The following is a 25,420-nucleotide window of genomic DNA, read 5'->3' on the forward strand; positions in this document are numbered from 1 at the left end:
CCAGCCTCCAGCCTCCAGCCTCCAGCCTCCAGCCTCCAGCCTCCAGCCTCCAGCCTCCAGCCTCCAGCCTCCAGCCTCCAGCCTCCAGCCTCCAGCCTCGCTGTAGGGAAATCCCTACAAGCAGTCCTCCCCTCCGCTTATAGCAATCTCTCATACCCCCCGATTTGCGCCGCTCCACGGCTTCTCTAGGCTTTTCGTACGGCTTACAAAAAAATCGAAGGTGTGGGTTATGAGCGCAACTGTGACGACCGAGGCCGGGAGCGGCGACGTGCTGGTGAGCTTTCGTGGTGTGCAGAAGAGCTACGACGGCGAGAACCTGATCGTCAAGGATCTCAACCTGGACATCCGCAAGGGCGAATTCCTCACCCTGCTGGGGCCGTCCGGGTCCGGCAAGACCACCAGCCTGATGATGCTGGCCGGCTTCGAAACCCCCACCGCCGGCGAAATCCTCCTCGCCGGGCGGGCGATCAACAACGTGCCGCCGCACAAGCGCGACATCGGCATGGTGTTCCAGAACTACGCATTGTTCCCGCACATGACGGTGGCCGAGAACCTGGCCTTCCCGCTGTCGGTACGCGGGGTGAACAAGAGCGACGCCGGCGAGCGGGTCAAGCGTGCGCTGGCCATGGTGCAGCTCGAGAAGTTCCGCAACCGCTACCCCGGCCAGCTTTCCGGCGGCCAGCAGCAGCGCGTGGCGCTGGCCCGCGCGCTGGTCTTCGAACCGCAACTGGTGCTGATGGACGAACCGCTTGGCGCGCTCGACAAGCAGTTGCGCGAGCACATGCAGATGGAGATCAAGCACATCCACCAGCGCCTCGGCGTCACCGTGGTCTACGTCACCCACGACCAGGGCGAGGCGCTGACCATGTCCGACCGCGTGGCGGTGTTCCACCAGGGCGAGATCCAGCAGATCGCCGCGCCGCGCGAGCTGTACGAGGCGCCGCGCAACAGCTTCGTCGCCAACTTCATCGGCGAGAACAACCGCCTCACCGGCCAACTCGTCAGCCATGACGGCGAGCGCTGTGTGGTGGCCCTGCCGCGCGGCGAGAAGGTCGAGGCGCTGGCGGTCAACATCGGCCAGCCGGGCGAGCCGGTGACCCTGTCGATCCGCCCCGAGCGGATCAGCCTGAACGGCCGCAGCGAGCAGTGCGCCAACCGTTTCTCCGGCCGGGTCGAGGAGTTCATCTATCTCGGCGACCACGTGCGCATCCGCCTGGAGGTGTGCGGCAAGCCGGACTTCTTCGTCAAGCAACCGATCGCCGAGCTCGATCCCACCCTGACGGTGGGCGACGTGGTGCCGCTCGGCTGGCAGGTGGAACACGTTCGCGCACTCGATCCGCTACAGGCGGAGTAAGGCGCCCAATTCGCTGTCAACGTGGGAGAACAACAATGAAAGCACTGCAAGTCTCCATCCTCGCCCTGGGCATGGCCTGTTCGGCGCCGCTGCTGGCCGCCGACCTGACCGTGATTTCCTTCGGCGGGGCGAACAAGAATGCCCAGGTCAAGGCTTTCTACCAGCCCTGGGAAAAGGCCGGCCACGGCAAGATCATCGCCGGTGAATACAACGGCGAGATGGCCAAGGTGAAAGCCATGGTCGACACCAACAGCGTGTCCTGGAACCTGGTGGAAGTGGAGTCTCCGGAGCTGGCCCGCGGTTGCGACGAGGGCCTGTTCGAGGAGCTCGATGCGGAACAGTTCGGCAATCCCGACGATTTCGTGCCCGGCGCCCTCACCCCGTGCGGGGCGGGCTTCTTCGTGTGGTCCACGGTACTTGCCTACAACGCCGACAAGCTGCAGAGCGCGCCGACCGGCTGGGCCGATTTCTGGGACACCACCAAGTACCCGGGCAAGCGCGGCCTGCGCAAGGGTGCCAAGTACACCCTGGAATTCGCCCTGATGGCCGACGGCGTGGCACCCAAGGACGTCTACAGCGTGCTCGCCACCAAGGAAGGCCAGGACCGCGCCTTCGCCAAGCTCGACCAGATCAAGCCGAGCATCCAGTGGTGGGAAGCCGGCGCCCAGCCGCCGCAGTTCCTCGCTTCCGGCGACGTGGTGATGAGCTCCGCCTACAACGGCCGCATCGCTGCGGTGCAGAAGGAGAGCAACCTCAAGGTGGTGTGGAACGGCGGCATCTACGACTTCGACGCCTGGGCCATTCCGAAAGGCGCCAAGGATGTCGAGCAGGCGCACAAGTTCATCGCCTTCACCCTCCAGCCCGGCCAGCAGAAGATCTACTCCGAGAACATCGCCTACGGCCCGGCCAACGCCAAGGCCGTCGAACTGCTGGAGCCGAGCCTGCTGCAGGACATGCCGACCACTCCGGCGAACATCGCCAACCAGGTGGCCATGGACGTGACCTTCTGGGCCGACTACGGCGAGCAGCTCGAACAGCGCTTCAACGCCTGGGCGGCCAGGTAGGCGCCCGAGCCCGGCCGCAGGATGGATATATCGCATCCTGCGGTCGCGCACGAGGCCCGTAGGGGCGAGCCCTGCTCGCGAACGCCGGCCACATAAACGCTTCGCGAGCAGAGAACCGGGCGTCCCCCTCGCTCCTACACGTAATGCATCGACGTCAGTTACCGGAGTCCTCCATGGCCACTACCGTCACCATCACCGAGTTCGCCGGCTTGACCCTCAAGCAGCGCCTGGCCCGCGCCGAGCGCCTCAACCGCCTGAAGGCCCAGGCGCTGGTCCTGCCGCTGGTGCTGTTCCTGCTGCTGATCTTCGTGCTGCCCATCGCCATGCTGCTCTACAAGAGCGTCAGCAACCCCGAAGTGGTCGGCTCGCTGCCGCGTACCGTGGAGGCGATCGCCGAGTGGGACGGCAAGGCGCTGCCGGAGGAGGGCGTCTACAAGGCCCTGACCCTGGACCTGGCCGAAGCACGCAAGCAGCAGACCGTCGGCGACCTGTCCAAGCGCCTGAACATGGAGCTGGCCGGCTACCGCAGCCTGATGGCCAAGACCGCCCGCGCGCTGCCGTTCAAGGAGGAGCCGGCCTCCTACAAGGACGCGCTGGAAGCCCTCGACGAGCGCTGGGGAGATCCGGCCTACTGGCAGGTGATCCGCCGCAACGCCAGCGCCTTCACGTCTTACTACCTGCTCGCCGCCCTCGACCATCGCATCGACGATCTCGGCGAGCTGGCCCGCGCTACCCCGGACCAGGCCATCTACCTGGATATCTTCGCCCGCACGTTCTGGATGAGCCTGGTGATCACTGTCATCTGCCTGCTACTGGCCTATCCGCTGGCCTACCTGCTGGCCAACCTGCCGGCGCGGCAGAGCAACCTGCTGATGATCCTGGTGCTGCTGCCGTTCTGGACCTCGATCCTGGTGCGCGTCGCCGCCTGGATCGTGCTGCTGCAGTCCAGCGGATTGATCAACGGCACGCTGCTCAAGCTGGGGCTGATCGATCAGCCGCTGGAGCTGGTGTTCAACCGCACCGGGGTCTACATCGCCATGGTGCACATCATGCTGCCGTTCATGATCCTGCCGATCTACAGCGTGATGAAGGGCATCTCGCCCAGCTACATGCGCGCGGCGATCTCCCTCGGCTGCCACCCGTTCGCCAGCTTCTGGCGGGTGTACTTCCCGCAGACCATGGCCGGTGTCGGCGCCGGCTGCCTGCTGGTGTTCATCCTGTCCATCGGCTACTACATCACCCCGGCGCTGCTTGGCAGCCCCAACGACCAGATGGTCAGTTACTTCGTCGCCTTCTACACCAACACCAGCATCAACTGGGGCATGGCCACCGCGCTGGGCGGCCTGCTGCTGTTCGCCACCCTGGTGCTCTACGTGGTCTACGGCTGGCTGGTCGGCGCGAGCCGCCTGCGCCTGAGCTGAGGAGAGAATCGAGATGCTCACGCCCTACATGTCCCCGATCGAGCGTGCCTGGTACTACGCGCTGCGGATCATCTGCGCGCTGGTCCTGCTGTTCCTGGTCCTGCCTGTACTGGTGATCGTGCCGCTGTCGTTCACCTCGGGCACCTTCCTGGTCTACCCGATCCAGGAATACTCGCTGCGCTGGTACCACGACTTCTTCAGCTCGGCCGAGTGGATGCGCTCGTTGAAGAACAGCCTGATCGTCGCTCCGGCCGCCACCCTGCTGGCCATGGTGTTCGGCACCCTGGCGGCGATCGGCCTGACTCGCGGCGAATTCCGCGGCAAGGCGCTGATCATGAGCCTGGTGATCTCGCCGATGGTGGTGCCGGTGGTGATCGTCGGCGTGGCCTGCTACCTGGCCTTCGCGCCGCTGGGCTTCGGCAACAGCTACCTGGGGCTGATCGTCGCCCACGCGGTGCTCGGCGTGCCCTTCGTGATCATTACCGTGTCGGCCACCCTGCAGGGCTTCAACTACAACCTGGTACGCGCCGCCGCCAGCCTCGGCGCCTCGCCGCTGACCGCGTTCCGCCGGGTGACCCTGCCGCTGATCGCCCCCGGGGTGATCTCCGGCGCGCTGTTCGCCTTCGCCACCTCGTTCGACGAAGTGGTGGTCACCCTGTTCCTTGCCGGCCCCGAGCAGGCGACCCTGCCCCGGCAGATGTTCAGCGGCATCCGCGAAAACCTCAGCCCGACCATCGCCGCCGCAGCGACCCTGCTGATCGGCTTCTCGGTGGTCCTGCTGCTGACCCTGGAATGGCTGCGCGGGCGCAGCGAGAAACTGCGCACGGCGCCGGAGGGTTGAAAGCCGATAAAAGCGCTGGAGGCTGGAGGGCTGGACGAAAGCTCTGGTAGGGGGGCGCCGTGCGCACCGTTTACCCTGGCACCAGCAGAGTGCTTCGCCGGAAACATGGATGTTGGCTCCGGATCGGTGCGCACGGCGCACCCTACGTGTTTATTGGATTCCCGCGTGAGCAGCGGCCCAACAAACAGCCACGTAGCCCGGATTGCATCCGGGCTACTCGTCTGCTTTTGTAGGAGTCAGCTTGCTGGCGATGCTTTGGCGTTGCCGGGGATCGCGCGCATGGCGCGCTCCTACAGGTCGGCATCGATGTTGACCTGTAGGAGCGGCGGGGACGCCCAGTTCCATGGCCGCGAACAGGGTTTGACGTAGACGGTGCATGGCCAGAACCCTCTCCAGCCTCCAGCCTCCAGCCTCCTGACATACGACAACCGCCTCGGGCCGCGAGTCAGGCTACAATTCGCGCCATCCCGATTCCGCCTGAGGCAATTCGCCATGCAGTCCTATGCCATCGCCCCGTCGATTCTCTCCGCCGATTTCGCCCGCCTGGGCGAGGATGTCGACAAGGTCCTCGCCGCCGGCGCCGACATCGTCCACTTCGACGTGATGGACAACCACTACGTGCCCAACCTGACCATCGGCCCGATGGTCTGCGCGGCGCTGCGCAAGTACGGCGTCACCGCGCCGATCGACGTGCACCTGATGGTCAAGCCGGTCGACCGCATCATCGGCGACTTCCTCGAAGCCGGCGCCAGCTACATCACCTTCCACCCGGAAGCCAGCGAGCACATCGACCGCTCCCTGCAACTGATCAAGGACGGCGGCGCCAAGGCCGGCCTGGTGTTCAACCCGGCCACCCCGCTGGATGCGCTCAAGTACGTGATGGACAAGGTCGACATGGTCCTGCTGATGAGCGTCAACCCCGGCTTCGGCGGGCAGAAGTTCATCCCCGGCACCCTGGACAAGCTGCGCGAGGCGCGCGCGCTGATCGACGCCAGCGGCCGTGACATCCGCCTGGAGATCGACGGCGGGGTCAACGTCAAGAACATCCGCGAGATCGCCGAAGCGGGCGCCGACACCTTCGTGGCCGGCTCGGCGATCTTCAACCAGCCAGACTACAGGGCGGTGATCGACGCCATGCGCAGCGAGCTGGCGGCCGCCAAGCGATGAGCTTCGAGCAGCTCTTTCCCGGGCGCCTGCCGCGCCTGGTGATGTTCGACCTCGACGGCACCCTGATCGACTCGGTGCCGGACCTCGCCGCCGCCGTCGACTGCATGCTCCACGCGCTCGGCCGACCGGCCGCCGGCATCGACGCGGTGCGCGACTGGGTCGGCAACGGCGCCAAGGTACTGGTGCGCCGCGCCCTGGCCGGCGACATCGACCACTGCGCGGTCAGCGACGAGGAGGCCGAGCGGGCGCTGGCGCTGTTCATGGATGCCTATTCGGGCAGCCACACGCTGAGCCGCGTCTACCCCGGCGTACGCACCACCCTCAAGTGGCTGAAGAAGCAGGGCGTGGAAATGGCCCTGATCACCAACAAGCCGGAACAGTTCGTTGGCCCGCTGCTCGACGACATGAAGATCGGCCGCTACTTCCGCTGGATCATCGGCGGCGACACCCTGCCGCAGCAGAAACCCGACCCGGCGGCGCTGCTGTTCGTCATGCAGATGGCCGAGATCAAGGCCGAGGATGCGGTGTTCATCGGTGACTCGCGCAACGACGTGCTGGCCGCCCGCGCCGCCGGTGTGCCCTGCGTGGCGCTGTCCTACGGCTACAACCACGGCCGGCCGATCGCCGAGGAGTCCCCTGCGCTGGTCATCGACGACCTGCGCGAGCTGCTGCCGGATGGTTGCCTGGCGCCGGACGCTGGGGTAATGTCGCGGGATTCCGCCGCAAACCCACCGCCAAGAGACAGCATCGTGGTCGTTGCCCGCAAACACTGGATGAAACTGATCAAGGCCCTGGCCCGTTGGCGCTGGCGCGCCTGATCGATCCTGGCCGGCCTGCCGGCGCGTTTGCTTACCCGACCCGAATACCTCCTCATACCACGAGGCTGCTCATGACCCGCGAAGAATTCCTGCGTTTGGCCGCTGCCGGCTACAACCGCATTCCGCTCGCCTGCGAAACCCTCGCCGACTTCGACACCCCGCTGTCCATCTACCTCAAGCTCGCCGATGCGCCCAACTCCTACCTGCTCGAATCGGTGCAGGGCGGCGAAAAGTGGGGCCGCTACTCGATCATCGGTCTGCCGTGCCGCACCGTGCTGCGCGCCTACGAGCACCGGATCAGCGTGACCCGCGACGGCGAGGAGATCGAAAGCCTGGAAGCCGAGGATCCGCTGGCCTTCGTCGAACGCTTCAAGGCCCGCTACACGGTGCCGAGCATTCCCGGTCTGCCGCGCTTCGACGGCGGCCTGGTCGGCTACTTCGGCTACGACTGCGTGCGCTACGTGGAAAAGCGCCTGGCCCAGTGCCCGAACCCCGATCCGCTCGGCAACCCGGACATCCTGCTGATGGTCTCCGACGCCGTGGTGGTGTTCGACAACCTGGCCGGCAAGATGCACGCGATCGTCCTGGTCGACCCGAGCGCCGACGACGCATACGAGCAGGGCCAGGCGCGCCTCGCCGATATCCTCGACAAGCTGCGCCAGCCGATCGCGCCGCGCCGTGGCCTGGACTTCTCCGCGGTCAACGCGCCCGAGCCGAGCTTCCGCTCCAGCTTCACCCGCGAGGACTACGAGCGTTCGGTCGATACCATCAAGGAATACATCCTCGCCGGCGACTGCATGCAGGTGGTGCCCTCGCAGCGCATGAGCATCGCCTTCGACGCCGCGCCCATCGACCTGTACCGCGCGCTGCGCTGCTTCAACCCGACGCCCTACATGTACTTCTTCAACTTCGGCGACTTCCACGTGGTCGGTTCGTCGCCGGAAGTGCTGGTGCGCGTCGAGGACGGCCAGGTCACCGTGCGCCCGATCGCCGGCACCCGCCCGCGCGGTGCCAACGAGGAAGCCGACCTGGCGCTGGAGGAGGACCTGCTGTCCGACGCCAAGGAGATCGCCGAGCACCTGATGCTCATCGACCTCGGCCGCAACGACGTCGGCCGCGTCGCCGATATCGGTTCGGTGAAGCTCACCGAGAAGATGGTCATCGAGCGCTATTCCAACGTCATGCACATCGTCTCCAACGTCACCGGGCATCTGAAGGCCGGGCTGAGCGCGATGGACGCGCTGCGCGCCATCCTGCCGGCCGGGACCCTGTCCGGCGCGCCGAAGATCCGCGCCATGGAAATCATCGACGAACTGGAGCCGGTCAAGCGCGGCGTCTACGGCGGCGCGGTCGGCTACCTGGCCTGGAACGGCAACATGGACACCGCCATCGCGATCCGCACGGCGGTGATCAAGAACGGCGAGCTGCACGTGCAGGCCGGCGGCGGCATCGTCGCCGACTCGGTGCCAGCCCTGGAGTGGGAAGAAACGATCAACAAGCGCCGCGCCATGTTCCGCGCGGTGGCGTTGGCCGAACACACCCACAAGAACCAAGCCTGAGGATTTCGCCATGTTGCTGATGCTGGATAACTACGACTCCTTTACCTACAACGTGGTGCAGTACCTCGGCGAGCTCGGCGCGGACGTCCACGTGGTGCGCAACGACGAGCTGACGGTCGCCGAGATCGAGGCGCTGAAGCCCGAGCGCATCGTCGTCTCGCCCGGCCCCTGCACGCCCAATGAAGCCGGTGTGTCGCTGGAGCTGATCCGCCATTTCGCCGGCAAGCTGCCGCTGCTCGGCGTCTGCCTCGGCCACCAGAGCATCGGCCAGGCGTTCGGCGGCGACGTGGTGCGCGCCCGCCAGGTGATGCACGGCAAGGTCAGCCCGGTATTCCATAACGATACGGGCGTGTTCGCCGGCCTCAACAACCCGCTCACCGTGACGCGCTACCATTCCCTGGTGGTCAAGCGCGAAACCCTGCCGGATTGCCTGGAGATCACCGCCTGGACCCAGCACGCCGATGGCGGCGTCGACGAGATCATGGGCCTGCGCCACAAGACCCTGAACATCGAAGGCGTGCAGTTCCACCCGGAGTCGATTCTCTCCGAGCAAGGACACGAGCTGTTCGCCAACTTCCTCAAGCAACAGGGCGGGGTACGCTGAGATGGATATCAAGGCAGCACTCAACCGGGTCGCCAACCAGCTCGACCTGACCCACGAAGAAATGCAGGCGGTCATGCGCCAGATCATGACCGGCCAGTGCACCGACGCGCAGATCGGCGCCTTCCTCATGGGCATGCGCATGAAGAGCGAGACCATCGAGGAAATCGCCGGCGCGGTATCGGTGATGCGCGAGCTGGCCAGCTCGGTCGAACTGTCGACCCTCGACCACGTGGTCGACGTGGTCGGCACCGGTGGCGATGGCGCGAACATCTTCAACGTTTCCTCGGCTTCCGCGTTCGTGGTCGCAGCGGCCGGCGGCAAGGTGGCCAAGCATGGCAACCGCGCGGTCTCCAGCAAGAGCGGCAGCGCCGACCTGCTGGAAGCGGCGGGTATCTACCTGGAGCTGAGCCCGGAGCAGGTGGCGCGCTGCATCGAGTCCGTCGGCGTCGGCTTCATGTTCGCCCAGGTCCACCACAAAGCCATGCGCTATGCCGCCGGCCCGCGTCGCGAGCTGGGCTTGCGCACCCTGTTCAACATGCTCGGCCCGCTTACGAATCCGGCCGGGGTCAAGCACCAGGTGGTCGGCGTGTTCACCCAGGAACTGTGCCGGCCGCTGGCCGAAGTGCTCAAGCGCCTCGGCAGCAAGCATGTGCTGGTGGTCCACTCGCGCGATGGCCTGGACGAATTCAGCCTGGCCGCCGCCACCCATGTCGCCGAGCTGAAGGATGACGAGGTGCGTGAGTACGAGGTGCGTCCCGAAGACGTCGGCCTGCACAGCCAGACCCTGATGGGCCTGGAGGTCGAAAGCCCTCAGGCTTCGCTGGAGCTGATCCGCGATGCCCTCGGCCGGCGCAAGACCGAGGATGGTCGCAAGGCCGCCGACCTGATCGTGCTCAATGCCGGCGCGGCGCTCTACGCCGCCGACCTGGCCACCAGCCTGCACGAAGGAGTGCAGCTCGCCCACGACGCCCTGCACACCGGCCTGGCGCGCGAAAAACTGGATGAACTGGCCGCCTTCACCGGCGTCTTTCGCGAGGAGAATCAAGCGTGAGCGTACCCACCGTCCTGGAAAATATCCTCGCCCGCAAGGCAGAGGAGGTTCGCGAGCGCCGCACCCTGGTCGGCCTCGCCGAGCTGGAACGCGCGGCGCGCGCAGCCGATGCTCCGCGCGGCTTCGCCGATGCCCTGCTGGCGCAGGCCGGGCGCAAGCAGCCGGGGGTGATCGCCGAGATCAAGAAGGCCTCGCCGAGCAAGGGCGTGCTGCGCGAAGACTTCGTTCCGGCGGCGATCGCCCGCAGCTACGAAGAGGGTGGGGCGACCTGCCTGTCGGTGCTCACCGACGTCGACTTCTTCCAGGGCGCCGATCGCTACCTGCAGGAAGCCCGCGCGGCCTGCTCGCTGCCGGTGATCCGCAAGGACTTCATGATCGATCCCTACCAGATCGTCGAGGCCCGCGCCCTGGGCGCCGACTGCGTACTGCTGATCGTCGCCGCGCTGAGTGACGCGCAGATGGCCGAGCTGGCGACGGTGGCCAAGGACTTCAACCTCGACGTGCTGGTCGAGGTGCACGACGGCGACGAGTTGGAGCGTGCGCTGAATACCCTGGATACGCCGTTGGTGGGCATCAACAACCGCAACCTGCACACCTTCGAGGTCAGCCTGGAAACCACGCTCGACCTGCTGCCGCGCATCCCGCGCGAGCGCATGGTGGTCACCGAGAGCGGCATCATGAACCGCGCCGACGTCGAGCTGATGGAGATCAACGAGGTCTACGGCTTCCTGGTCGGCGAGGCTTTCATGCGTGCCGACAACCCGGGCGGCGAACTGCAGCGCCTGTTCTTCCCCGAGCGGCGCGTCGTTTCCGTCAGCGATCCGGACTGAGTCCCCATGGAAACGAAAACGCCGCTAAGAAGCGGCGTTTTCGTTTTCGGCATGGGCGGTTCAGCGCGTGCCGAACACCACCATGGTCTTGCCCTTCACATGAACCAGGCCCTGTTCCTCCAGGGACTTGAGCACTCGACCGACCATTTCCCGCGAGCAGCCGACGATGCGGCCGATTTCCTGGCGGGTGATCTTGATCTGCATGCCGTCCGGGTGGGTCATGGCGTCCGGCTGCTTGCACAGGTCGAGCAGGGTGCGGGCGACGCGCCCGGTGACGTCGAGGAAGGCCAGGTCGCCGACCTTGCGGGTGGTGTTGCGCAGGCGGTCGGCCATCTGGCTGCCGAGCGCGTAGAGGATTTCCGGGTCCTGCTGGGTCAACTCGCGGAACTTGGCGTAGCTGACCTCGGCCACCTCGCATTCGGTCTTGGCGCGTACCCAGGCGCTGCGTTCCTTCTCGCTGCCTTCCTTGTCGAACAGCCCCATCTCGCCGAAGAAATCGCCCGCGTTGAGGTAGGCGATGATCATCTCGCGGCCGTCGTCATCCTCGATGAGGATGGTCACCGAGCCCTTGACGATGAAGAACAGGGTTTCGCAGCGATCGCCTGCGTAGATGATGGTGCTTTTTGCGGTGTAACGACGACGGTGACAGTGTGCGAGGAGTTTATCCAGGTTCTTTATTTTAGGTGTGAGTGTTATCGCTACCATGCCCGAGCCCCAAAAAGTAAATGCAGATCATTGTCTTGCCGACTAGTTCTTATTGAGTTATCTGGACCAGTGTGCCAGTAAACCGGCGCCAGCTTAACAGCAAGCCAGTGACACTGGTCGGTTTTTGCGACATAGCTAACATTCGACCAGCGCCCTGTCCGGGCGGGTCGTGGCTCAGCCGCCCGCAAGCGCTGTGATAAGCTGGCGCCCCTTTTTACCAGCGGAGTCGCGGCAATGAAAGCACGCATCCAGTGGGCCGGCGAGGCCATGTTCCTCGGCGAGTCTGGCAGCGGGCATGTGGTAGTGATGGACGGGCCGCCGGAGAGTGGCGGACGCAACCTCGGCGTGCGGCCGATGGAGATGGTGCTGATCGGCCTGGGCGGTTGCACCAATTTCGACGTGGTCAGCATCCTCAAGAAATCCCGCCAGCCGGTGGAGAGCTGCGAGGCCTTCCTCGAAGCCGAGCGTGCCGACGAGGACCCCAAGGTGTTCACCAGGATCCACGTGCATTTCGTGGTCAAGGGCCGTGGTCTCAAAGAGGCGCAGGTCAAGCGCGCGGTCGAGCTGTCGGCCGAGAAGTACTGCTCGGCGTCGATCATGCTGGGGCGGGCCGGGGTGGAGATCACCCACGACTACGAGATCGTCGAGCTGGGCTGAGCCCCCATCCACGACCGGCCGGGCGCCGGTCAGGCGGAGCCGGGAAAGGCGTGCTCCTCTCCGCCGACATCCAGCCATCATAAAAGCGGCGCACACTCTGGCAGCGGGCGGTCGACCTCTGCATAATGTCGCCCTTTTTCGCGGGACCCCGCCAGGCGCGAGCCGGAGGGGCCCCGAGCACACAACCAAAATCGCCAACGCGAAGAGGTGTTAACCGTCCTACGCAGGTGCGCTGTACGCATCTGACGGGCATGCTCGATCACGCGGCAGGGCCGCACCTATAAGAGAGTCTCCAACGGTGAAAAGCAAACTCAAGCTCCACGGGTTCAACAACCTGACGAAGACCTTGAGCTTCAACATCTACGACATCTGCTACGCGGAAACCCCGGAAGATCAGCAGGCCTACGTGCAGTACATCGACGAAGAGTACGATGCCGAGCGCCTGACGCAGATCCTTACCGATGTCGTCGACATCATCGGCGCCAATATCCTGAACATCGCCCGTCAGGACTACGACCCGCAAGGCGCCAGCGTAACCATCCTGATTTCCGAGCAACCGGTCACCCCGACCGAGAGCCAGATCGAGGAGTCGCCGGGCCCGCTGCCGGAAACCATCCTGGCGCACCTGGACAAGAGCCACATCACCGTTCACACCTACCCGGAGATTCACCCGGTCGACGGCATCGCCACCTTCCGCGTGGACATCGACGTCTCCACCTGCGGAGTGATCTCGCCGCTGAAGGCGCTCAACTACCTGATCCACCAGTTCGACTCGGACATCGTCACCGTCGACTACCGGGTACGCGGCTTCACCCGTGACGTGGAGGGCAAGAAGCACTTCATCGACCACGAGATCAACTCGATCCAGAACTACCTCTCCGAAGACACGCGCGATGCCTACCAGATGACCGACGTCAACGTGTACCAGGAGAACCTGTTCCACACCAAGATGCTGCTCAAGGACTTCGAGCTGGACAACTACCTGTTCGGTGACGCCACCAGCAACCTGACCGCCGAACAGCGCCGCCAGGTGGAAGAGCGGCTGCGCCACGAGATGCTGGAGATCTTCTACGCGCGGAATATGCCGCGGTGAGGCGGGAGAGCCGATAAAGGCGCTGGAGGCTGGAAGGCTGGGCGGAAAGGCGGCCTGGCTTTCGTAGGGTGTGCTGCGCGCACCGCGTTTACCCTGGTGCCAGCAGAGTGTTTCGCTGGAAACATGGATGTTGCCCCCGGATCGGTGCGCACGGCGCACCCTACGTATTGGGCTCCCTGCCGAACCGTCATCCCCGCGGACGTGGGGACCCAGTAAATGGCATTACCTCGAATCGCGCGCATGGCGCGCTCCTACAGGTCAGCATCGAGGCCGTGTTTGTAGGAGCGGCCATGGCCGCGAAAAAAGTGATTGCGCGCATGGCGCGTTCCTACAGGTCGGCATCGAGGCTGTATTTGTAGGAGCGGCCCATGGCCGCGAAAAAGGGGTTGACGCAGAAGGTGCATGACCAGAACCCTGTCCAGCCTCCAGCCTCCAGCCTCCAGCCTCCAGCCTCCAGCCTCCAGCCTCCAGCCTCCAGCCTCCAGCCTCCAGCCTCCAGCCTTAGGGTGGAGGCCGCTTTTTACATCCACCAGGCGGGCTAAATCCGATAGGTGCTCTTGGTCATCACTTTGGACAGCAGGGTCATGCCGAACCTGACCGGCGCGGGGAAGCGCAGGCCGCCGGCGTCCAGGGCGCTTTCGGCGTGTTGCTGTTCGTCCTCGCGCATCTGTTCGAGGATCGCCCGGGACTTCTGGTCCTCGGCCGGCAACTGCTGCAGGTGGTCGTCCAGGTGCTTGCACACCTGCTGCTCGGTGGCGGCGACGAAGCCCAGGCTGACCTTGTCGCTGACCAGCCCGGCCAGCGCGCCGATGCCGAACGACATGCCGTAGAACAGCGGATTGAGCACGCTCGGCCGGCTGCCCAGCTCACGGATGCGCTGTTCGCACCAGGCCAGGTGGTCGATCTCCTCCTCCGCCGCGTGCTCCATCGCCTTGCGCACCTGTGGCAGCTTGGCGGTCAGCGCCTGCCCCTGGTAGAGCGCCTGGGCGCAGACCTCGCCGGTGTGGTTGATGCGCATCAGCCCGGCGACATGGCGGGCATCGTCGTCGTTCATCTCGACATCGGGACGGGTGATCGCCGGCGAGGGGCGGTAGGGCTGGCCGCTGAACGGCAGCAGGGTGCGCAATGCCGCGTCGGCCTGCAACAACAGGCGGTCGGCGGGGGAATAGTGGCGTTCGGTGGTCATCGGGCACCTCCGGAAATGTCTATGCCGGGCAGTTTACCCCATGCGTGTTGCCGAGGCTTGACGTCGATCAGCCCGGCGGCCAGGTCATCTGCCGCTGACCGAGCACATGCATATGGATGTGGAAGACGGTCTGGCCGCCCAGCGAGTTGCAGTTCATCACCACCCGGAAGCCTTCCTCGCAGCCCTGTTCCCTGGCCAGGCGCTGGGCGGTGTGGAGTATGTGCCCGCTCAACGCCTTGTCTTCTTCCTGCAGGTCGTTGAGGGTGGGGATGTGTTTCTTCGGGATCACCAGGAAGTGCACCGGCGCCTGCGGCCCGACATCGTGGAAGGCGATCACATGTTCGTCTTCGTACAGCTTGCGCGCGGGAATTTCCCCGGCGACGATCTTGCAGAACAGACAGTCCACGGACAACTCTCCGGCTTGGGAACGGGAAGTCCGAGTTTAGCGGCCCGTCATGCCAGCGGCCAGCGCACAAGGAGCACAGGTGAAGAACGATATCCACGACCTCGGGCTGGTCCTCGAGTCGAAAGTGAAGCTGATCGTCATCGAGTCCTGGGACGAGCCGCGGGTGCTGGAGACCCTCACCAGCCTGGCGATCAAGCGCGGCCTCGGCCTGTATACCTGGGCGGTGACCGAAGGCGTGCAGCGCCTGGGGTTCGGCGGGGATGGCCTTGGCGGCGAGCCCAGCCAGGAGCCGGAGGCCGCGCTCAAGCTGGTCAAGCACGATCCGCAACCCAATCTCTACGTGTTCTGCGACCTGCATCCCTTCCTCGGCGACAATCCCCGCCTGGTACGTCTGCTCAAGGAGATCGCCATGGCCGAGGGGACGCACAAGCCGACCCTGGTGCTGGTCTCCCACTCCCTGAAACTGCCGTCCGAGGTGCAGCGTTATGCGGCGCGCTTCAGCCTGTCGCTGCCTTCGGAAGACGAACTGCTGGCCATCGTCCGCGAGGAGGCGGCGCGCTGGAGCGAGCGCAACCGCGGTGCCCGGGTGCGCACCGACAACCGCACCCTGCAGCAGGTGGTGAAGAACCTGCGGGGGCTCAGCCATGGCGAGGCGCGTCTGCTGGCGCGCAACCTGATCTGCGACGACGGCGCGATCACCCAGGAAGACTTGCCTGAGCTGAACAAGACCAAGTTCCAGTTGCTCGACCTCGAAGGCGTGCTCAGCTTCGAGTCCGACACCGCGCGCTTCGCCGAGGTCGGTGGGCTGGCCAACCTCAAGCGCTGGCTGGCCGAGCGGCAGACCGGCTTCCTCGATGGCAAGGGCGTGGACGCACCCAAGGGTATGTTGCTGGTCGGTGTGCAGGGCGCCGGCAAGAGCCTGGCCGCCAAGGCGGTGGCCGGGCTCTGGGGGATGCCGTTGCTGCGCCTGGACTTCGCCTGCTTGTACAACAAGTTCTTCGGCGAGACCGAGCGCAACCTGCGCGAGGCGCTGCGCCTGGCCGAGCAGATGGCGCCCTGCGTGCTGTGGATGGACGAGATCGAGAAGGGCCTGGCCAGCGGCGACCACGACGGCGGCGTCAGCCAGCGGGTGCTCGGTACCCTGCTGACCTGGATGGCCGAACGCAAGGCGCCGGTGTTCGTGGTGGCCACTGCCAATGCCATCGAGCGCCTGCCGCCGGAACTGGTGCGCAAGGGGCGCCTCGACGAGGTGTTCTTCGTCGACCTGCCCGACAATGCGGTGCGCGCGGAAATCTTCCGCATCCACCTGCAACGCCGCGAGCTGGACCCGCAGCAGTTCGACCTGGCGCAACTGGCGGCGGCCAGCGAGGGTTTTTCCGGCGCGGAGATCGAGCAGGCGGTGGTCAGTGCGTTCTATGCCGCCCAGGCCCGCCAGCAGGCGGTCGACCAGGCCCTGCTGCTCGCCACGGTGCAGGGCGCCGTACCGCTCTCGGTGCTGATGGCCGAGCGATTGGCCGCGCTGCGCGCCTGGGCGCAGGGGCGCACGGTCAGCGCCGACTGATCTCCAGCGAGCGGTTGATGCGACCGGTCAGGCGGCGCAGCAACCCTCGCGGCAGCAGCCGGGGCAGGCGCGCGGCAAGCCGGTTGCGCCAGCCGGGAATGATGACCGCGCGGTTCCTGGCCAGAGCCTTGACCGTATACAGCGCCACCTCTTCGGCGCTGAGCATCAGCTTGCCGTCGCGCAGACGGTGGTCGTCGAGATCGGCGTTGCGGAAGAAGGCGCTCTGCGTCGGCCCCGGGCAGAGCACCGAGACCTTCACGCCATATTCCTTGAACTCCTCGCGCAGCCCTTCGGAGAGGTGCAGGACATAGGCCTTGCTGGCGTAGTAGCTGCTCATCCACGGTCCCGGCTGGAAGGCTGCCACCGAGGCGATGTTGAGGATCTGGCCGCCGCCGGAAGCGACCATCAGGTTACCGATACCGTGGCACAGGCGGGTCAGGGCCAGGACGTTGAGCTCCAGCAGGCGCTGCTCGTCGCTCCACTCATGGGCGAGGAACGACCCGGAGGTGCCGATGCCGGCGTTGTTCACCAGCAGGTCGATCGGCCGGTCGCCTTCTTCCAGCTCATGCAGCAACCCGGTCAGTTGCAGCGGATTGGCCAGGTCGCAGACGCGGAACAGCACTTCCACGCCGAAACGCTGGGTCAGCTCGCAGGCGATGCTTTCCAGCGCCTCGCGCCGACGCGCCACCAGGATCAGATGGCGGCCGCGCCGCGCCAGGGCTTCGGCCAGGGCCAGGCCGATGCCGCTGGAGGCGCCGGTGATCAGGGCATAACGGGGCACTGCGCGGCGGACCTCAGGACTGCGGTGGCAGGACGAGATCGCCGGCCAGCCCGGTGATGGCGGCGAAACCGCCGAGCAGCAGGGCCAGCAGCAGGCCGGCGACGGGGATCAGCCACAGCGCGGCGAGTATCTTGACCGCGAGGCTGTTGGCCGGTGGTGGAGGGCCGAAGCGGTTGGCGCCGGTGCTGCCGGGCACCAGCAGCATCAGCAGGGCGAGTACGCTGCCGACCACCGGAACCAGGTTGAGCAGCATGATCCAGCCAGACCAGCCGATATCGTGCAGGCGCTGCACGCCGATCATTACCGCAACCACGATGACGGCGATGGAGATGGCGGTGAACAGTACCGCACCGAGCATGTCGTTGATTTCCATGCCGATCATCGCCAGGCCGAACAGGCCACCGCAGGCGGCCATCAGCACCAGCGACCAGGCCAGGTAGCGCAGGCGGCCGATGCGTCCCTCGCTGGTGAACGGACGCAGTTCGCCGAACTCCGGCAGCGCCTCGCCGACCCTGGCCTGCGGCGGTGCATAGGGCGACGGAGCGCTTGGCGCGTCGACAGCGGCTTCGACGGCACTCTCCGCCAGTTGCGCCTGGCGGGCCAGGTATTTCTCGATGACGATGCCGCAGGACGCGCACTCGATGTCCCTGGGTTGCTCATAACCGCATTTCGGGCACTGCATGGACGTGTCGCTCGGCGTGTCTTTCACCTCGGCCGGGCGGTGGTCGTCGGTCTCCACCAAACTGAGGCTGGCGGCGACGTCCTGCTCCTTGCGTACCTGCGCGCCGGCACGCTCCAGGGCGCTGACGTACTTCTCCACATCGCCCGCCGACAGGTCGCGCTTGAGCACCACGGCGCGGCGTCCGAACAGTGGCTCGATGCGGGTGCGGTCGAGCTTGAACAGGCGGGCGAGGTTTTCCTTGACGGTGTCGAGGGGCATTTCCGGCATCACCTCGCCGTCGAACACGATCTTGTAACGAGGTTCGCTCATGCGGGCTTCCTTGTCGGCCAGAAGTGGGGAGGACTTCAGCCACAGCGTAGCCGGGCGGTTTGAGGGCTGCCAAGCGTTTTGCCATCAGGCGCTCATGGCTGCTGGCAATCTGCCCGCTGTTCGGCCGCGGAGCCGAACAGCGGGGAGGGTCTCAGCGCAGGGCGGCGGTGCTGGCCAAGGCGGCGCGGTACTCGTGGTCGAGGCGCTGGATCAGCTCGTCGACACTCGGCAGGTCGTCGATCTCGCCGACACCCTGGCCGGCCGACCAGACGGTTTTCCAGGCCTTGGCTTCGTCGCTGACCGGCTTGAGCTTCTCGCCATAGTTCAGCTCGCCCTTGTCCTGCAGGCGCTGCATGTCGTAGCCGGCTTTCTCGAGGCTCTGCCGCATGAAGCTCGCCGGAACCCCGGAGACTGCCGGGGTATGGATGATGTCGGCGGCCTTGGCGCCGATGATCATCTGCTTGTAGGCCTCGTCGGCGGCGCTTTCCCGGGTGGCGATGAAACGCGTGCCCATGTACGCCAGGTCGGCGCCGAGTACCTGGGCGGCGAGGACTTCGTGGCCATGGTTGAGGCAGCCGGAGAGCAGCAGGGTCTTGTCGAAGAACTGGCGGATCTCGGCGATCAGCGCGAACGGGCTCCAGGTCCCGGCATGCCCGCCGGCGCCGGCAGCCACCGCGATCAACCCGTCGACCCCAGCCTCGGCGGCCTTCTCCGCGTGACGGCGGGTGGTGACGTCGTGGAACACCAGGCCGCCGTAGCTGTGCACCGCGTCCACCACTTCCTTCACCGCGCCGAGGCTGGTGATGACGATGGGTACCCGGTGCTCGACGCAGATCGCCAGGTCGGCCTGCAGGCGCGGGTTGCTGTGGTGGACGATGAGGTTGACCGCGAAGGGGGCACTGTCGGCGTCCAGACCGGCCTCGATCTCCTCCAGCCAGGCCTTGAAGCCGCTGCTCTCGCGCTGGTTCAGGGCGGGGAAGCTGCCGACCACGCCGTTGCGGCAGCAGGCAAGCACCAGTTGCGGGTTGGAGACCAGGAACATCGGCGCGGCGACCACCGGCAGGCGCAGGCGTCGTTCGAGCAGGGCGGGCAGTGACATGGCGTTTCCTCTTATTGGGATGAACGGGTCAGAAGGGTTTGACCACTACCAGGATGACGATTGCCAGCAGGAACAGCACTGGCACTTCATTGAACCAGCGGTAGAACACGTGGCCGCGGGCGTTCTCGCCGCGGGCGAAGCGTTTGAGCTGGGCGCCGCAGACATGGTGGTAGCCGATCAGGAGAACCACCAGCAACAGCTTGGCGTGCATCCAGCCCATCTTCATCCAGGCCGGATTGAGGTGCAGCAGCCACAGGCCGAGCACCACGGTGGCGAGCATCGACGGCAGCATGATGCCGCGGTACAGCTTGCGTTCCATGGTGCAGAAACGTTCCTGGCTGGTCGCGTCGTCGCTCATCGCGTGATAGACGAACAGGCGTGGCAGGTAGAACAGGCCGGCGAACCAGCAGACCATGGCGATGATGTGCAGGGCTTTGATCCAGAGGTAAAGCATGATTGCCTCTCGTGACAGGGTGCCCCGATAGTAGAGGGGCCTGCGCCGGGCGTCACCTGTCCGGCGGCCGGGGATCGGGGCCACGGCCGCTGTTCATGACCGTTCCCGGCTCTTATCATTGCGTTTTTCCCCGATGGGCCCGGACGGGCGGAGTGACGGACAGATGATCAAGGTCGGCATCGTTGGCGGTACAGGTTATACGGGCGTGGAACTGCTGCGCCTGCTGGCTCAGCACCCGCAGGCCGAGGTGGCGGTGATCACCTCGCGTTCCGAGGCGGGTGTGAAGGTCGCCGATATGTACCCGAACCTGCGAGGCCACTACGACGAACTGGCCTTCAGCGTGCCCGACACGGCTACCCTCGGCGCCTGCGACGTGGTGTTCTTCGCCACTCCGCACGGCGTCGCCCACGCCCTGGCCGGGGAGCTGCTGGCCGCCGGCACCAAGGTGATCGACCTGTCCGCCGATTTCCGCCTGCAGGACGCTGAGGAGTGGGTCAAGTGGTACGGCCAGCCGCACGGTGCGCCGGAACTGCTCGACGAAGCGGTCTATGGTCTGCCGGAAGTCAATCGCACACAGATCAAGCTGGCGCGCCTGATCGCCGTGCCCGGTTGCTACCCGACAGCCGCCCAACTGGGGTTCCTGCCACTGCTGGAAGCCGGCCTGGCCGATCCGTCGCGGTTGATCGCCGACTGCAAGTCCGGGGTCAGCGGCGCCGGTCGCGGTGCCAAGGTCGGTTCGCTGTTCTGCGAGGCCGGCGAGAGCATGATGGCCTACTCGGTCAAGGGCCACCGCCACCTGCCGGAGATCAGCCAGGGCCTGCGCCGCGCCGCCAAGGGTGATGTTGGGCTGACCTTCGTCCCGCACCTGACGCCGATGATCCGTGGCATCCACGCCACCCTCTACGCCACCGTGGCGGACAGGACGGTGGACCTGCAGCGGCTGTTCGAGAAGCACTATGCCAACGAGCCGTTCGTCGATGTGATGCCGGCCGGCAGCCACCCGGAAACCCGCAGCGTGCGTGGCGCCAACGTCTGCCGCATTGCCGTGCACCGGCCGCAAGGTGGCGACCTGGTCGTGGTGCTGTCGGTGATCGACAACCTAGTCAAGGGCGCTTCCGGCCAGGCGGTGCAGAACATGAACATCCTGTTCGGCCTGGACGAGCGCGCAGGGTTGGCCCACGCCGCGCTGCTGCCCTGATAGACGGAGCCTGTCTGGTCAATAGTTGACCGTTTTTGTCGGGGAAGCGGATAATGCCGCAACCCCAGATTCATGACGGCGTAAGCCGGGAGTAATGCAACATGAGCGTTGAATCCTTCACCCCCACCCCCCTGCTGTTCACGGAGGGCGCGGCGCACAAGGTGAAGACCCTGGTCGAGGAAGAGGGCAATCCGCGCCTGAAGTTGCGTGTGTTCGTCACCGGCGGTGGCTGTTCGGGCTTCCAGTACGGCTTCACGTTCGATGAGGACGTCGCGGACGACGACACCATCGTCGAGCGTGAGGGCGTCAGCCTGGTGGTCGACCCGATGAGCTTCCAGTACCTGGCCGGCGCCGAGGTGGACTACCAGGAAGGTCTCGAAGGTTCGCGCTTCGTGATCAAGAACCCCAACGCCGCCACCACGTGCGGCTGTGGCTCTTCCTTCTCGATCTGATCCGCCTGCTGGAAACGACAACGCCGCGCCTTGTGCGCGGCGTTTTCGTTTCTGCTCTCAGGCCGGATAGATTGCGCCGAGAACCCGCAGGCCGCGTGCGCCAGTGACGCTCGGCCGGTTGGCGGGAATGCCTTCCAGGCAGCAGTGCGCCAGCCAGGCGAACGCCATCGCTTCGACCCAGTCCGGCGGCACGCCGTAGGCATCCGTGCTGGCGACCCGGCAGGCTGGCAGCAGCTCCGCCAGGCGAGCCATCAACCGGTCGTTGTGCGCGCCACCGCCGCAGACCAGCAGTTCAGCCGTGCCGCTTTGCTCCGCCTGGAGCGCGTCGACGATGCTGCGTGCGGTCAGCTCCAGCAGCGTGGCCTGCACGTCTTCGGCGGCGAGGGCAGGCAATCGCTGCAGATGGGCATCCAGCCAGGGAAGGTTGAACAGTTCGCGGCCGGTACTCTTCGGGCCGCGGCCACTGAAGAACGGATCGCCCAGCAAGGCGTCCAGGAGTGCCGGTCGAACCTGGCCGCTGACCGCCCAGGCGCCGCCACGATCGAAGCCGACACCCTGATGGCGCTGTATCCAGGCGTCCAGCAGCACATTGCCGGGGCCACTGTCGAAGCCGCGCACCGGCTGGCCGGGCTCGATCAGGCTGAGGTTGCTGAAGCCGCCGACGTTGAGTACCGCGCGGCGTGTGTGGCCATCGTCGAACAGGGCTTCGTGGAAGGCGGGCACCAGCGGTGCGCCCTGGCCGCCGGCGGCGACGTCGCGGCGGCGGAAGTCGCTGACCACGCTGATGCCGGTCAACTCGGCGAGCAGTGCAGGATTGCCGATCTGGATGGTGAAGCCGCGTGCAGGCTCGTGGCGAACGGTCTGGCCGTGGCTGCCGATGGCGCGGATATCTGCGGGAGTCAAACCCTGCGCGGCGAGTAGCTCGCCGATGCCCTGGGCCGCTAGCTCGACCCACTGCCGTTCGGCCAGTGCGGCGCGCGCCAGCTCATCCGGGCCGGGTGCGCAGAGCGCCAGCAGCTCGTCGCGCAAGGCGGGCGGCATTGGTAGGTAATGGCTGGCGAGGAGGTGAGGGCGGTCTTGCTGGTCGATCAGGGCGATGTCCAGTCCGTCCAGGCTGGTTCCGGACATCACTCCCAGGTAGCGCGGCATGGCTTAGCGCTTGTTCATGGCCAGCATGGTGGCCCGTTCCTGATCCATGCGCGCCAGCATCGGCCGGCTCTGCTGCAGGAAGCGCTGCTTCTCGGCCTTGGCGATCGGGTCGGCCATCGGCAGCTTCCGGCTCAGCGGGTCGACGTGTACGCCGTTGACCTGGAATTCGTAGTGCAGGTGTGGCCCGGTGGACAGGCCGGTGGTGCCGATATAGCCGATGACCTGGCCCTGCTTGACCGTGCTGCCGGTACGAATGCCCTTGGCGAAGCCCTGCATGTGGCCATACAGCGTGCGATAGCTGTTGCCGTGCTGGATGATCACCGCATTGCCGTAGCCGCCGCGGCGACCGGCGAGAATCACCTTGCCGTCGCCGGCGGCCTTGATCGGCGTACCGCGCGGCGCGGCGTAGTCGACGCCCTTGTGGGCGCGGATCTTGTTGAGGATCGGATGCTTGCGGCCGAGGGAGAAGCGCGAGCTGATGCGGGCGAAATCCACCGGCGTGCGGATGAAAGCCTTGCGCATGCTGTTACCGTCGGCGGTGTAGTAGCTGGTCACACCCTGCTTGTTGGTGTAGCGCACTGCGGTATAGGTCTTGCCGCGGTTGGTGAAGCGCGCGGCGAGGATGCTGCCGGTACCGACCCGCTCGCCTTCGACGACCTTCTCCTCGTAGATCACTTCGAATTCGTCACCCTCTCGGATGTCCTGGGCGAAGTCGATGTCGTAGCCGAACACGCTGGCCAGGTCCATGGTCAGGTTGTGCGGCAGCCCGGCGCGTTTGGCGGAAAGGAACAGCGAGCTGTTGATCACTCCGCGCGCGTAGTGGTTGCGCACTTCCGGCTTGGTCAGCTCGCGCTTGAAGCTGAAGCCGGTCTCGTTCCTGGTCAGGACGATGCTTTCCAGGGAGGAGAGCTTGCTGTGCAGGCTTTCAAGCTGGCCGTCGTCGGTCAGTTGGAACTCCAGTACCTGGCCGATCTTGAGGCGGCTGAACTGCTTGGCCTCCTTGCTGCTGTTCAGTGCCGCATGCATTTCGGAGGCACCCAGCCCCACCTTGGCGAACAGCGTCGACAAGGTATCGCCATTGGCGACGGTGACCGCGCGGTGGCGGGGGTTGTCAGGTGGGGTTTCGGAAGTGGTAGAGGCTACTGCGTCGTTCTTATTGGTGTCCGCGCTTTGGTTGGCGCTGTTCTGGTTATCCCCGGGGCCCTCGATCTTGGCGAATGGCGAGGTGCCCTCATCCCCGATGATGGAGCCTGGTCGCAGGTCGTCCTTCTCCTGGATGATCTGCTCGGAACCGTTGTCGAGCTCCAGGTTGAGCAGCGTTCTCTTGGCTTCTACTTCGCGCGAGGGGAAAACCAGCAGGGCAAGGCTCAGCAGGGCCGCGACCCCGCTCGCTGCCAGAAGGTGGCTTTTGGGGTAGAGCGGTGGCGATTTTGGCGTTGTAGTCGTCATGGGCAGCGGCTTCGAAAAAGGTAAAAAAGAAAAGATGAAAATGAAGATGATGAAGTAACTGTATAAAATATAATCAAAATCCCCATGGGGCAACCCCGGAGTCCCGCTACCTGCGGAATGCCTGCAAAACGTGGGGGCAAACTTGTAATTAGTCCGCGATCTTGTATGGTTGGTTCCCCCTTGGTTTCCAGTGGTTATGAGTCCTGTCATGAAGTCGGTTGAAGAGCAGCTGGCGCTGATCAAGCGCGGTGCGGAAGAGGTCCTAGTCGAATCGGAGCTGGTCGAGAAGCTCAAGCGCGGTCAGCCGTTGCGTATCAAGGCGGGCTTCGATCCGACCGCACCAGACCTGCACCTCGGGCACACCGTGCTGATCAACAAGCTGCGCCAGTTCCAGGATCTCGGCCACCAGGTGATCTTCCTGATCGGCGACTTCACCGGAATGATCGGCGACCCCAGCGGCAAGAGCGCCACTCGGCCGCCCCTGACTCGCGAGCAGGTGCTGGACAACGCCGAGACCTACAAGGCGCAGGTGTTCAAGATCCTTGACCCGGCCAAGACTGAGGTCGCTTTCAACTCCACCTGGATGGACAAGCTGACGCCGGCCGACTTCATCCGCCTGGCCTCGCAGTACACCGTGGCGCGCATGCTCGAGCGCGATGACTTCCATAAGCGCTACTCGAGCAATCAGCCGATTGCCATCCACGAGTTCCTCTATCCGCTGGTGCAGGGCTATGACTCGGTTGCCCTGCAGGCCGATGTCGAGCTGGGCGGCACCGACCAGAAATTCAACCTGCTGATGGGGCGCGAACTTCAGCGCTCCTATGGGCAGGAATCGCAATGCATCGTCACCATGCCGCTGCTCGAAGGGCTGGACGGCGTGAAGAAGATGTCCAAGTCGCTGGGCAACTATGTCGGTATCCAGGAAGCGCCGGGTGTCATGTACGGCAAGCTGGTGTCGATTCCGGACTCACTGATGTGGCGCTACTTCGAGCTGCTCAGCTTCCGCTCCATGGCTGAGATCGAAGAGTTCAAGAAGGACGTCGAGCGTGGCGCCAACCCGCGCGACATCAAGATCAAGCTTGCCGAGGAAATCGTGTCGCGCTTCCACGGCGAGGAAGCCGCTGCGAACGCTCACCGTGCGGCGGGCAACCGTATGAAGGATGGCGAGCTGCCGGAGGACCTTCCGGAGCTGGAGCTGTCTTCGGTCGAGGACCTGCCGATTTCCGCCGTGCTCAATCGTGCCGGGCTGGTGAAGAACGCGGCGGTTGCGCGGGATCTGCTGGGCTCCGGTGGCGTTCGGGTCGATGGCGCGGTGGTCGATCGCGGCTTTATCTTCAAGATCGGTTCCGTGCATGTCTGCCAGGCGGGCAAGAAGGCTTTTGCACGCATTACCCTGAAGGCGGAGTAAATTTCGCCTTTATTCGCCTTTGGGTGTTGACGGCAGAAACTGGCTCCCTATAATGCGCACCACTTCCAGCGCGGAGCTGCTCGAAAAGTTCTTGATAATCAAAAGGTTATCGAATGGTTCGA

25 protein-coding genes are annotated in these 25,420 nt (G+C 65.3%); 16 read left to right on the plus strand and 9 right to left on the minus strand.

The window, feature by feature from the left end:
* Positions 1 to 229: 229 nt before the first annotated feature.
* From PSEWESI4_RS12440 to trpC, 10 genes are all read left to right on the plus strand, one after another.
* Positions 230 to 1,354: an ABC transporter ATP-binding protein gene (locus tag PSEWESI4_RS12440; RefSeq protein WP_187671519.1), complete on the plus strand. Its 1,125-nt coding sequence runs from the start codon at positions 230 to 232 to the stop codon at positions 1,352 to 1,354.
* 35 nt (positions 1,355 to 1,389) lie between these two features.
* Complete coding sequence (locus PSEWESI4_RS12445) at positions 1,390 to 2,418, plus strand: ABC transporter substrate-binding protein (protein ID WP_187671520.1); 1,029 nt, start codon at positions 1,390 to 1,392, stop codon at positions 2,416 to 2,418.
* A gap of 173 nt (positions 2,419 to 2,591) precedes the next feature.
* Positions 2,592 to 3,839 (plus strand): ABC transporter permease, encoded by a 1,248-nt coding sequence (locus PSEWESI4_RS12450; protein WP_187671521.1) that lies wholly within the window; start codon positions 2,592 to 2,594, stop codon positions 3,837 to 3,839.
* Between the two features lie 13 nt (positions 3,840 to 3,852).
* Positions 3,853 to 4,680 carry an ABC transporter permease gene (locus PSEWESI4_RS12455; RefSeq protein ID WP_187671522.1) on the plus strand — a complete coding sequence of 276 codons (828 nt, stop codon included), beginning with the start codon at positions 3,853 to 3,855 and terminating at the stop codon, positions 4,678 to 4,680.
* A gap of 492 nt (positions 4,681 to 5,172) precedes the next feature.
* Positions 5,173 to 5,847: a ribulose-phosphate 3-epimerase gene (rpe, locus tag PSEWESI4_RS12460; RefSeq protein ID WP_187671523.1), complete on the plus strand. Its 675-nt coding sequence runs from the start codon at positions 5,173 to 5,175 to the stop codon at positions 5,845 to 5,847.
* A complete protein-coding gene (locus PSEWESI4_RS12465) occupies positions 5,844 to 6,665 on the plus strand; it encodes a phosphoglycolate phosphatase (protein WP_187671524.1) in 822 nt (273 codons plus the stop codon). Before rpe ends, PSEWESI4_RS12465 begins: the two co-directional genes overlap by 4 nt.
* A 71-nt stretch (positions 6,666 to 6,736) precedes the next feature.
* Positions 6,737 to 8,224 carry an anthranilate synthase component I gene (gene trpE, locus PSEWESI4_RS12470; RefSeq protein WP_187671525.1) on the plus strand — a complete coding sequence of 496 codons (1,488 nt, stop codon included), beginning with the start codon at positions 6,737 to 6,739 and terminating at the stop codon, positions 8,222 to 8,224.
* 10 nt (positions 8,225 to 8,234) lie between these two features.
* Positions 8,235 to 8,828 (plus strand): aminodeoxychorismate/anthranilate synthase component II, encoded by a 594-nt coding sequence (locus PSEWESI4_RS12475; protein ID WP_187671526.1) that lies wholly within the window; start codon positions 8,235 to 8,237, stop codon positions 8,826 to 8,828.
* Between the two features lies 1 nt (position 8,829).
* The gene (gene trpD / locus PSEWESI4_RS12480; RefSeq protein WP_187671527.1) at positions 8,830 to 9,879 is read left to right on the plus strand and encodes an anthranilate phosphoribosyltransferase; all 1,050 of its coding nucleotides are present in this window, start codon (positions 8,830 to 8,832) and stop codon (positions 9,877 to 9,879) included.
* Positions 9,876 to 10,709 (plus strand): indole-3-glycerol phosphate synthase TrpC, encoded by an 834-nt coding sequence (gene trpC, locus PSEWESI4_RS12485; protein WP_187671528.1) that lies wholly within the window; start codon positions 9,876 to 9,878, stop codon positions 10,707 to 10,709. Before trpD ends, trpC begins: the two co-directional genes overlap by 4 nt.
* A 60-nt stretch (positions 10,710 to 10,769) precedes the next feature.
* Here trpC and crp read toward each other — a convergent pair whose 3' ends face one another.
* Positions 10,770 to 11,414 (minus strand): cAMP-activated global transcriptional regulator CRP, encoded by a 645-nt coding sequence (gene crp / locus PSEWESI4_RS12490; protein WP_187671529.1) that lies wholly within the window; start codon positions 11,412 to 11,414, stop codon positions 10,770 to 10,772.
* 234 nt (positions 11,415 to 11,648) lie between these two features.
* On the opposite strand from crp, the gene PSEWESI4_RS12495 reads away from it, so the two are divergent.
* Together PSEWESI4_RS12495 and speD are read left to right on the plus strand one after the other, a co-directional pair.
* Positions 11,649 to 12,071, plus strand: coding sequence for an OsmC family protein (locus tag PSEWESI4_RS12495; protein WP_187671530.1), 423 nt, complete (start codon positions 11,649 to 11,651; stop codon positions 12,069 to 12,071).
* A 298-nt stretch (positions 12,072 to 12,369) separates the two neighbouring features.
* Positions 12,370 to 13,164: an adenosylmethionine decarboxylase gene (gene speD, locus PSEWESI4_RS12500; protein ID WP_187671531.1), complete on the plus strand. Its 795-nt coding sequence runs from the start codon at positions 12,370 to 12,372 to the stop codon at positions 13,162 to 13,164.
* Between the two features lie 538 nt (positions 13,165 to 13,702).
* Here the strand turns inward: speD and coq7 are convergent.
* Both coq7 and PSEWESI4_RS12510 read right to left on the minus strand, forming a co-directional pair.
* The gene (coq7, locus tag PSEWESI4_RS12505; RefSeq protein ID WP_187671532.1) at positions 13,703 to 14,350 is read right to left on the minus strand and encodes a 2-polyprenyl-3-methyl-6-methoxy-1,4-benzoquinone monooxygenase; all 648 of its coding nucleotides are present in this window, start codon (positions 14,348 to 14,350) and stop codon (positions 13,703 to 13,705) included.
* A 67-nt stretch (positions 14,351 to 14,417) separates the two neighbouring features.
* The gene (locus PSEWESI4_RS12510) at positions 14,418 to 14,756 is read right to left on the minus strand and encodes a histidine triad nucleotide-binding protein (protein ID WP_187671533.1); all 339 of its coding nucleotides are present in this window, start codon (positions 14,754 to 14,756) and stop codon (positions 14,418 to 14,420) included.
* A 79-nt stretch (positions 14,757 to 14,835) separates the two neighbouring features.
* Here PSEWESI4_RS12510 and PSEWESI4_RS12515 point away from each other — a divergent pair, with 79 nt between their 5' ends.
* Positions 14,836 to 16,317: an AAA family ATPase gene (locus PSEWESI4_RS12515; protein WP_187671534.1), complete on the plus strand. Its 1,482-nt coding sequence runs from the start codon at positions 14,836 to 14,838 to the stop codon at positions 16,315 to 16,317.
* Here the strand turns inward: PSEWESI4_RS12515 and PSEWESI4_RS12520 are convergent.
* From PSEWESI4_RS12520 to hemJ, 4 genes are all read right to left on the minus strand, one after another.
* A complete protein-coding gene (locus PSEWESI4_RS12520) occupies positions 16,304 to 17,098 on the minus strand; it encodes an SDR family NAD(P)-dependent oxidoreductase (RefSeq protein ID WP_187671535.1) in 795 nt (264 codons plus the stop codon). The two genes, PSEWESI4_RS12515 and PSEWESI4_RS12520, sit on opposite strands and share 14 nt — an antisense overlap.
* 13 nt (positions 17,099 to 17,111) lie before the next feature.
* The gene (locus tag PSEWESI4_RS12525; RefSeq protein WP_187671536.1) at positions 17,112 to 18,089 is read right to left on the minus strand and encodes a DUF805 domain-containing protein; all 978 of its coding nucleotides are present in this window, start codon (positions 18,087 to 18,089) and stop codon (positions 17,112 to 17,114) included.
* A 151-nt stretch (positions 18,090 to 18,240) separates the two neighbouring features.
* Positions 18,241 to 19,188, minus strand: coding sequence for an NAD(P)H-dependent flavin oxidoreductase (locus PSEWESI4_RS12530; protein ID WP_187671537.1), 948 nt, complete (start codon positions 19,186 to 19,188; stop codon positions 18,241 to 18,243).
* A 28-nt stretch (positions 19,189 to 19,216) separates the two neighbouring features.
* Positions 19,217 to 19,642 carry a protoporphyrinogen oxidase HemJ gene (gene hemJ, locus PSEWESI4_RS12535; protein WP_187671538.1) on the minus strand — a complete coding sequence of 142 codons (426 nt, stop codon included), beginning with the start codon at positions 19,640 to 19,642 and terminating at the stop codon, positions 19,217 to 19,219.
* A gap of 163 nt (positions 19,643 to 19,805) precedes the next feature.
* Here hemJ and argC point away from each other — a divergent pair, with 163 nt between their 5' ends.
* Positions 19,806 to 20,840, plus strand: coding sequence for an N-acetyl-gamma-glutamyl-phosphate reductase (argC, locus tag PSEWESI4_RS12540; protein ID WP_187671539.1), 1,035 nt, complete (start codon positions 19,806 to 19,808; stop codon positions 20,838 to 20,840).
* Positions 20,841 to 20,941: 101 nt separating this feature from the next.
* Positions 20,942 to 21,292, plus strand: a complete 351-nt coding sequence (gene erpA / locus PSEWESI4_RS12545) for an iron-sulfur cluster insertion protein ErpA (RefSeq protein ID WP_187671540.1) — start codon at positions 20,942 to 20,944, stop codon at positions 21,290 to 21,292.
* A 57-nt stretch (positions 21,293 to 21,349) separates the two neighbouring features.
* On the opposite strand, the gene PSEWESI4_RS12550 is transcribed toward erpA, so the two are convergent.
* Complete coding sequence (locus PSEWESI4_RS12550; protein ID WP_187671541.1) at positions 21,350 to 22,441, minus strand: anhydro-N-acetylmuramic acid kinase; 1,092 nt, start codon at positions 22,439 to 22,441, stop codon at positions 21,350 to 21,352.
* 3 nt (positions 22,442 to 22,444) lie between these two features.
* Positions 22,445 to 23,890, minus strand: a complete 1,446-nt coding sequence (locus tag PSEWESI4_RS12555; protein WP_187671542.1) for a peptidoglycan DD-metalloendopeptidase family protein — start codon at positions 23,888 to 23,890, stop codon at positions 22,445 to 22,447.
* A gap of 208 nt (positions 23,891 to 24,098) precedes the next feature.
* Between PSEWESI4_RS12555 and tyrS the strand changes: the two genes are divergently transcribed.
* The gene (gene tyrS / locus PSEWESI4_RS12560) at positions 24,099 to 25,298 is read left to right on the plus strand and encodes a tyrosine--tRNA ligase (RefSeq protein ID WP_187671543.1); all 1,200 of its coding nucleotides are present in this window, start codon (positions 24,099 to 24,101) and stop codon (positions 25,296 to 25,298) included.
* Positions 25,299 to 25,420 lie beyond the last annotated feature (122 nt).

This window comes from Zestomonas carbonaria, from assembly GCF_904061905.1.
Lineage (GTDB): Bacteria > Pseudomonadota > Gammaproteobacteria > Pseudomonadales > Pseudomonadaceae > Aquipseudomonas > Aquipseudomonas carbonaria.